This is a genomic window from uncultured Nostoc sp. (assembly GCF_964245575.1).
Classification (GTDB): domain Bacteria; phylum Cyanobacteriota; class Cyanobacteriia; order Cyanobacteriales; family Nostocaceae; genus Nostoc.
Window position 1 is genome coordinate 1 of record NZ_CAXTNP010000316.1, and the last position, 7,901, is coordinate 7,901.

A 7,901-nucleotide genomic window follows, 5' to 3' on the forward strand; every position below is an offset into this window, starting at 1 on the left:
CCCCCTTTGGGGATAAGGGGTAATGGGGATTGTAGATTACTCTTCCCTTGCCTCCCCTGCTCCTTTTCCCCTCTCCCTCTTCGCCAGTCCCCAGTCCCTAATCCCCAGTCCCCAGTACCCTTTATTGCAAAAGTCCAATCATGTGCAAGAAGCCATGACCGGTAATCAACTCGATGATTAATGCAATAAAACCCAGCATGGCAATCCGACCATTCCATACTTCGGCACTAGTCGTCAGACCCCATTCCCAACGCTCTTGCGGATACATTTTCACCATTTTTTTCATTTGGGCAGCTTGCGAAAGCTTGAAACTGGGATTTTTCAACGCATTAATCACTAAGTCTGCAAGTGCATTAATAAACACTGGATGGGTATTGGGAGCAGGAACGCGACGGAAGTTGTGAATTCCTGCTTCTTCTGCTACTTCTCGATACTCAATATCAATTTCTTGCAGTGTCTCAATATGCTCTGATACAAAACTGATTGGCACGACAACCAAATCTTTCACGCCTTGTGTGCCTAGTTCTTTGAGGGCATCCTCAGTATAAGGTTGGAGCCATTCTACTGGGCCGACACGACTTTGGTAAGCTAAGGTGTGGACATTAGGTCGATTGAGGGTCTGCATAATCAGGGCAGTACATTCCTCAATTTCTTGCTGGTAAGGGTCGCCAGCCTCTTCAACGTAGCTTTTAGGAACGCCGTGAGCGCTGAAGAATATATGAACCTCATCCGGGTTAGGAAACTGTTCTAGTTCTTGGGCTATGAGTTCCGCCATTGCTTGCAGGTAGCCTGCTTCTTTGTACCAGGAAGGAATGACGGTGTAATCAATGGGTTGAAGTTTTGGGTCTTCTTGCCAAAGTTTTTCTAAAAGCCGGAAGCTAGAACCACTCGTACTGATAGAAAACTGGGGATATAGTGGTAATATTACCAGGTGTTCTATATTATCTTGGGTGATCTGTGCGATCGCCTCTTCTGTATAGGGATTCCAATAACGCATTCCCACGTAGATATTGGCTTCTTGCCCTAAATAACTCAACTGTTCTTTTAAAGCTTCCCCTTGCGCTTCTGTGATCCGCCGCAGTGGGGAACCACCACCGATTTGCTTATAATTCTCCTTAGATGTTCTGGTTCGCCGCGAGGCAATAAACCAGGCTAGGGGCTTTTGCAACCAGCGAAATGGTAGGCGAATAATTTCCGGATCAGAAAATAGGTTGTACAAAAACGGCCCAACATCCTCTAGCTTATCGGGGCCACCGAGATTGAGTAATAAGACGCCTACACGACCCATAGCAGTTACTTTCCCCCAATCTTTTCAGGTTTTTTACTAATGTTAACAATATATCTTTATTAAATATAAAGCTTAATAGCAAGGAAATATGCAATGGCAACAATTTTAAGGGATTGGAGTTACCGCTATCAGTGGCTGTATGATGGGATCTCTCGTTTAGCAGCCTTAAGTGTAGGTGGTGAAGCCCGTTTTCGGCAACTTGCTTTGCAAGGCTTAACAATTCACTCAGATACTCAGGTCTTAGATTTATGTTGCGGTAGTGGTCAAACGACGCAATTTTTGGTAAAATTATCACAAAATGTAACAGGATTGGACGCTTCACCCAAGTCTTTGCAACGGGCGCGGCAAAATGTACCATTAGCAGTCTATCTCGAAGCTTTTGCCGAAAAGATGCCATTTGCAGATAATCTATTTGATGTGGTGCATACTAGCGTTGCATTACACGAGATGCAGCCTGAGCAATTGCGAAAAATTATTAGTGAAGTTTATCGGGTGTTGAAGCCAAGAGGGATATTTACACTGGTGGATTTTCATGCTCCTACGAATCCGATATTTTGGCCTGGGGTATCAATGTTTTTGTTGTTGTTTGAGACGGAAACAGCTTGGCAATTGTTGAAAACTGATTTGCCTGGATTGTTAACTGAGACTGGGTTTGATGTGGATGAGCCAACTTTATATGCAGGTGGTAGTTTGCAAGTGATACAGGCTAAGAAGTGAACAATACTGCTTTATTAATGGCAGGGTAGAGACTCTGCTGTTAATAAAGGAAGTAAGTCGGTGCGAATAAAGCGAATCATGTTAAATAATGTAGATTTATTGTAATCGATTTCGTAGTAAGGATTTTAGTCCAAAAGAAGGACTGAAGTCCTTACTACAAACAGCTAAGGAGTTATCGGCAGTTGTGGCTGAAACTTTAACTCAGCTAATCGGTGGAGAAGATTGGAAAGCAGGTAGGCGATAAAAATGACCCAGGAACTTATAGACCTCAAAAAGAGTATTTTGGAAGGACGTTATGCAGATGCCTTGGCAATTGTAGATGAATTAGAGGGCATGAGTAAAAAGGCAATTCTGCGGCAGATTAAATCGTTCTTAAGAATTCTATTAATTCATTTGATTAAAAATAAAGTAGAAAAACGATTAACAAATTCTTGGGCTGCTTCTATTCGCAATGCAATCCGCGAAATTAAAGAAGTCAATCTAAAAGACAATCAAACATCTTATTATATCAATTCAAAGGAATGGGAGAATTTCATAGAAGAGGAAGTAATTGAAGATGCGATCGCTGATGCGAGTGAGGAAGTGATGAATGGCAAATTTACTCGATCTCAGTTGTCTGCAATGCTAGATAAAAACCAGATTTCGACTACAGCTACTAGTTTACTGGCTTTAACATATACTTATTCGCCAAAGGAATTACCAGCGATTATGGATGATTATCTCAGTCAGTTAGCTGGTGAAGAAGATTGGATAAATCGGTAAAAATAAAGCGATCGCAATCTGATCTTTTGTTTCAATCCCTAATAGGGATTTTGATGAATTGCAATTAGGAATAGGTAGAGTAGCTCCTAAGTCAATCATTGTTTCAATCCCTAATAGGGATTTTGATGAATTGCAATTTCAAGCTATCCAAGCTTATGAAAAAGCAGTTCTGAGTTTCAATCCCTAATAGGGATTTTGATGAATTGCAATTTCAGGATCATAACTTGCGCCGCCTGGGAGATTAGGGTTTCAATCCCTAATAGGGATTTTGATGAATTGCAATTTTCCATCGATTTTGCAGCTTACAGATGCAGAGAAATCGTTTCAATCCCTAATAGGGATTTTGATGAATTGCAATTTTTACTTCTATACAAGTTCAGGTTTTGCAAGAATGTGTTTCAATCCCTAATAGGGATTTTGATGAATTGCAATTTTGACGGCGTTAGAATTTTATTATCCTCTTGCCCTGTTTCAATCCCTAATAGGGATTTTGATGAATTGCAATTGTACGTAAATCGCAGTATTGAGACTTTGAAACCTTGTTTCAATCCCTAATAGGGATTTTGATGAATTGCAATTATATCTGAGCAGGATTGTAAGATTCCTCAGAGACAAGTTTCAATCCCTAATAGGGATTTTGATGAATTGCAATTTTATTTATCAAGGGTTTGAGCTAATTGGGAGAGTTTTTGTTTCAATCCCTAATAGGGATTTTGATGAATTGCAATTGAACTATTACCAAATACCCCCTTGAGTTAACAGAAGTTTCAATCCCTAATAGGGATTTTGATGAATTGCAATTGGGGATTTCATGCCTGTTCAGAACTTGCAGGACTTGTTTCAATCCCTAATAGGGATTTTGATGAATTGCAATTAGCGGGAGCCTGAAAGCCAAGCTATATTTAATTTTCAAGGTGCGGTTGCGCGATTCAAGAGCAATCATAGCATTAGAGAATTCGTTTGGGAAGAGTGCCGAGAAAGGTTAAAGGCTAAAATCTACTTACTGTAAGCATTTCAGAGATTGCGCGAATGAAAATTAAACATTAGTGGGGTGAAATACTTGCTGGGGTTGAGATAGAAGCACTTTTTTCGGCTGTGGAATTTGTACACCTACCCTACCGCGCATTTGACTTTTGACTTCCCCAGAGGGGCTGACGATACGTCCGACTTTTCCCTAACAACAGCTACAGAGAAAGAAGGCTTGGACAGCAAACGAAGCTAATATCACGGTAAAGTGATTGCTAAACCGTAGTATTTACATTGTAGTACTGTACGGATAAGCAATAATAAAGTTTTCGCCAATTGTAAAGTAGAGATGATGCAAGAAATAACACGCCGTAAATTTATTGCAACAGCCACCGTGGCGACGGGTTTTGCCTTAGCAGTACAACCCATTTCTGCCGAAGTCATCACCACTGATGCCAAGGGGTTGGTAGCTGGTGCGGTGAAAATTCCCGTCAAAGATGGGGAAATTCCTGCCTATAGAGCAGCACCAGCCACTGGTGAAAATTTCCCAATTGTTCTGGTAATTCAGGAAATCTTTGGAGTACACGAGCATATTCAGGATATCACCCGTCGCTTTGCCAAGTTGGGGTATTTAGCGATCGCACCGGAATTATTCATCCGTCAAGGCGATGTCTCGAAGTTAAGCAACATAGACGAAATTCGCCCAATTGTCGCCAAAGTGCCAGATGCCCAAGTGTTATCCGATCTTGATGCCACGGTAAACTGGGCTGTGAAATCAGCTAAGGGGAATGCCAATAAATTAGCAATTACAGGCTTCTGCTGGGGTGGTCGCATTACCTGGTTATATGCAGGACACAATCCCAAGGTGAAAGCTGGTGTGGCTTGGTATGGACGACTTGTGGGCGATGCAACCGAACTTCAACCCAAGTATCCCATCGATATTGCATCAAAACTGACAGTCCCCATTCTGGGACTCTATGGTGGCAAGGATACGAGTATTCCTCTTGATACAATAGAGCAGATGCGCGATCGCTTAAAGTCCAGCAGCAGCAAATCTGAAATCATCGTCTACCCCGATGCACCCCACGCTTTTTTTGCCGATTATCGTTCCTCCTACCGCGAGAAAGATGCTAAGGACGGTTGGAAACGTCTTTTGGCGTGGTTTAAGCAAAATGGTGTTTAACGGTATCGGTTTACGAACTGTGACTTTGAAAAAAGTTCCAAATTGTTTCACTGGCGTTCAGCCCCAGGTTTGCATTGAATTTGTTTACGCTTTTGTCAGTTGAGGAACCACCAGGCCAGAAATGTCCACCGTTTATTACCGCTAGCTGCCAGACTTTTGAGTTGTCACTACAACCTGTGTAGATAGCGGTTTTCACTTTATCTTTAGAAAAGTTAGGAGATTCATTTGATGAAGTACATTGATCGTGCGATCGCCAAAAGTCTACCATGTCTGAGATAGAAAGCAGCGCTCCTCGTTGAGTGCGATCGTCACCTTCATAAAGGACATCGCGATCGTTTGTACCGTTGATCGTTAACATCGATATAGAAGTTCGAGGCTGGCAATTAGATTTGAGTCTAACTGGGAGCGAACCAGCTACTGATGCAAAACCAGAAATTTTATCAGGTAATTTACAAGCCAGTGCTTGGGTAAGTATGGCACCTCTAGAAAAACCGGTAGCATAAACTTTATGGCTATCAATATTGATTTGCTGCTGAAGATGATTAATCAAAGCATTGACAAACGAAACATCATCCACTTTTCCTTGAGCGTTACCTCTAAGGCTCCATTTTTGGTCAATTCCATCTGGATAAACAACAATAAATCCTTTTTTATCTGCTAATTCATTGAAGCGAGTCACATTACTGATAGACCGACCACTACCATCATCTCCATGAAACACTAAAACTAACGGCATCGGGCGGTCTGGATTATAAGATTTTGGAGTGTACAAATAGTAAGTACGTAACTTTCCTTGGTCATATATTTCTCCATAATTATCACCACTCAAGATTTTTGCTTTAGTTATACTTTTTTCTTCAGCCTGAATGGAATCGCAAGCTGTCAATAAAGTAATGCTAAGTAGAACTATTATAAGTTTTTTTAAAATCCGACAATTTTGATATATATTCATGTTAGTTAAATTGATTTATGTCAAATACTTTTATTTGTTTTATAAATCTTATCTCGCAAAAAACTTTTACCTAATAGAGGCTAACAACCCTACTTGAGTTGTTAGCCTCTATTTAGATATTAAACTCTTACATTTACATAACGAGCAGGAACTCTAATCTTAACCAATCTGTTACCGCGTCGTACTGTTTCCCAATGTGCAGGAATTAACCTTCGTTGAAATCGGGCAATAACAGGTCTATGCACAAAAGCAGTTCTATGAACATTGGGTCTGACAATAATTTCTGCTGCCGATGCCTGTGATGGCAAGGAGGAAATTGCCAATGGGAGAGCAAGTAATGTACCTAATAAAATACGTTTCATGTTCAAATTTCCATCAATTTAGTTTAGTTTTCTACAGCATTTATCAATAATTTATGAACAAATATTCTTACTTCTACGTTTTCTGTAAGTTTCGTTTGTTACATGTCTTAATTGATTTGCTGTATTGCTCTCAGTTTAAAATACTAAACAAGAAGGCACATTGTAAAAAAGTCATAATTTAAGCATGACTTTATTCACATTTTGGATTTTGAACAAAAAAAGATACTTCGGTAACTTTTGTTTTATTAGTATTATTTGCTACTTACCGATGCTCACAAAATTTTTGACGCAATAAGACCAATGAATGCGGCAAGACCTAGCGCTCTGCGAAAATAATTAACACCTTGAAATAGTTCCAGCCACGCCCAAGTAAACAAGGAGCCAGTTGCCAAAACGTCTAGTACTGTATTGATTTTACCACTTGTAAAAACTAGAGTTAGTAAACTAGCTCCTATCCAAAGAATAAGTGGTGGGTTTGGCATTTGAGCTACAACAATATTTCCATTGCTGTCACGGAAGGTTTTATCAACTAATGTATTTTCCATGATTTGAAATTGCCACTTAGGTAAAAATTCTTAACTTGTCAAAAATATGAGACGCTCTATTGAGAATAGGCTCAAATTTTATTGCAAGTTATTTAATAACATTAAAGCATTAAATAAAATATATTTTCACCCATCTAATTGCTGAGATTAGAGTGGTAAAGGATATTCATATATGACTATATTTAAAGGCATAGTTATACCAATTACAAATTCCAAAAGCCTTATGTAATCTGGGTTTATTCGGTTTGAATAAGCTAATACGCTTGGGTTAAGGATTTTAGGTATGTAGAGACTAGCAATTGCAACTTCTCTTGCATTGGATTTGGGGCTTAACCCAAGCGTATTGTTTAATAAGCAATCAAGCAGACATAATATGATATCCCAAATATAAAAAAGCCTCCCATACTAGGAGGCTTAAAATTTAGCGGAGAAAACTTGTTAAACTACTGCGTAACTACAGCGATTACTCCTCCTAATGCAGAGAAAATCGCGGAGACGGATGCTGTAGCAAATAGCCACCACGCTGCTGTCGCTGCGGCTTTGCGGGTTTCTTCTGCTTGACGCTGTGCTTGATGTTTTACCTGTTCTAGGCGGCGTTGGGCTTCTTGCTGTATGCGTTCTGCACGTTGCAATACTGTATTGCGGGCCCGTTCAATTTGATCAATGATCCGGTTAGCATCTTCCTCAGAGATATCCTCACGAGAACTCATTATTGCCACCAGGGTCTCACGGTCGAAAGAGGAGAGGCGATCGCGCAGGGCATCAAACCCCGCTTGCGGATCGTCAAAAAATGTGCGGACATCGCCCTTGATACTATCATAGTTAAGTTCTGGGCGATCCAAGGAGTTGAGATAGTTACGGATGCGGGCAAAAACCCCATCAATTGCATCTTGAATGCCTCGTTGGATATTCCGCACTTGTTCTACAAATTGCTCCCTTACAGATACAATGTTATCGGCAATCCGCGCCGCTTCTTCATCGGAAATATCTTCCCGAATTTTCAGCAGGGCGATGATCGTAGAACGGTCAAAATGGGAAAGGCGATCGCTAAAACTTTCTACCCCAACTCGCGGATCGTGCAACAATAATTGCAAGTCGCGCTTGATACCTTCTGGATTCAGTTCTT

Annotated in this window: 7 protein-coding genes, 1 pseudogene and 1 CRISPR repeat array; of the genes and pseudogenes, 3 read left to right on the plus strand and 5 right to left on the minus strand. The window is 40.5% G+C overall.

The window, feature by feature from the left end:
* Window positions 1–121 precede the first annotated feature (121 nt).
* On the minus strand, window positions 122–1,288 hold the full coding sequence (hemH, locus tag ACFFAP_RS32665) for a ferrochelatase (RefSeq protein ID WP_375515109.1): 1,167 nt from the start codon (window positions 1,286–1,288) through the stop codon (window positions 122–124).
* Between the two features lie 93 nt (window positions 1,289–1,381).
* On the opposite strand from hemH, the gene ACFFAP_RS32670 reads away from it, so the two are divergent.
* From ACFFAP_RS32670 to ACFFAP_RS32680, 3 genes are all read left to right on the plus strand, one after another.
* Entirely contained in the window at window positions 1,382–2,005 is a 624-nt protein-coding gene (locus ACFFAP_RS32670) for a class I SAM-dependent methyltransferase (RefSeq protein WP_375515110.1), read from the plus strand.
* A 246-nt stretch (window positions 2,006–2,251) separates the two neighbouring features.
* On the plus strand, window positions 2,252–2,767 hold the full coding sequence (locus tag ACFFAP_RS32675; RefSeq protein ID WP_375515111.1) for a DUF29 family protein: 516 nt from the start codon (window positions 2,252–2,254) through the stop codon (window positions 2,765–2,767).
* A gap of 28 nt (window positions 2,768–2,795) precedes the next feature.
* A CRISPR array of direct repeats spans window positions 2,796–3,642; the repeat unit is 38 nt; unit sequence GTTTCAATCCCTAATAGGGATTTTGATGAATTGCAATT.
* A 443-nt stretch (window positions 3,643–4,085) separates the two neighbouring features.
* The gene (locus tag ACFFAP_RS32680) at window positions 4,086–4,916 is read left to right on the plus strand and encodes a dienelactone hydrolase family protein (RefSeq protein WP_375515115.1); all 831 of its coding nucleotides are present in this window, start codon (window positions 4,086–4,088) and stop codon (window positions 4,914–4,916) included.
* A gap of 10 nt (window positions 4,917–4,926) precedes the next feature.
* Here ACFFAP_RS32680 and ACFFAP_RS32685 read toward each other — a convergent pair whose 3' ends face one another.
* The 4 genes and pseudogenes from ACFFAP_RS32685 to ACFFAP_RS32700 all read right to left on the minus strand — a co-directional run.
* Window positions 4,927–5,802: an alpha/beta hydrolase family esterase gene (locus tag ACFFAP_RS32685; protein ID WP_375515112.1), complete on the minus strand. Its 876-nt coding sequence runs from the start codon at window positions 5,800–5,802 to the stop codon at window positions 4,927–4,929.
* Between the two features lie 185 nt (window positions 5,803–5,987).
* Window positions 5,988–6,230 (minus strand): hypothetical protein, encoded by a 243-nt coding sequence (locus tag ACFFAP_RS32690; protein WP_375515113.1) that lies wholly within the window; start codon window positions 6,228–6,230, stop codon window positions 5,988–5,990.
* A gap of 272 nt (window positions 6,231–6,502) precedes the next feature.
* Entirely contained in the window at window positions 6,503–6,775 is a 273-nt protein-coding gene (locus ACFFAP_RS32695; protein WP_375515114.1) for a hypothetical protein, read from the minus strand.
* Window positions 6,776–7,218: 443 nt separating this feature from the next.
* Window positions 7,219–7,901: pseudogene (locus tag ACFFAP_RS32700) on the minus strand (MFS transporter); the annotation flags it as partial.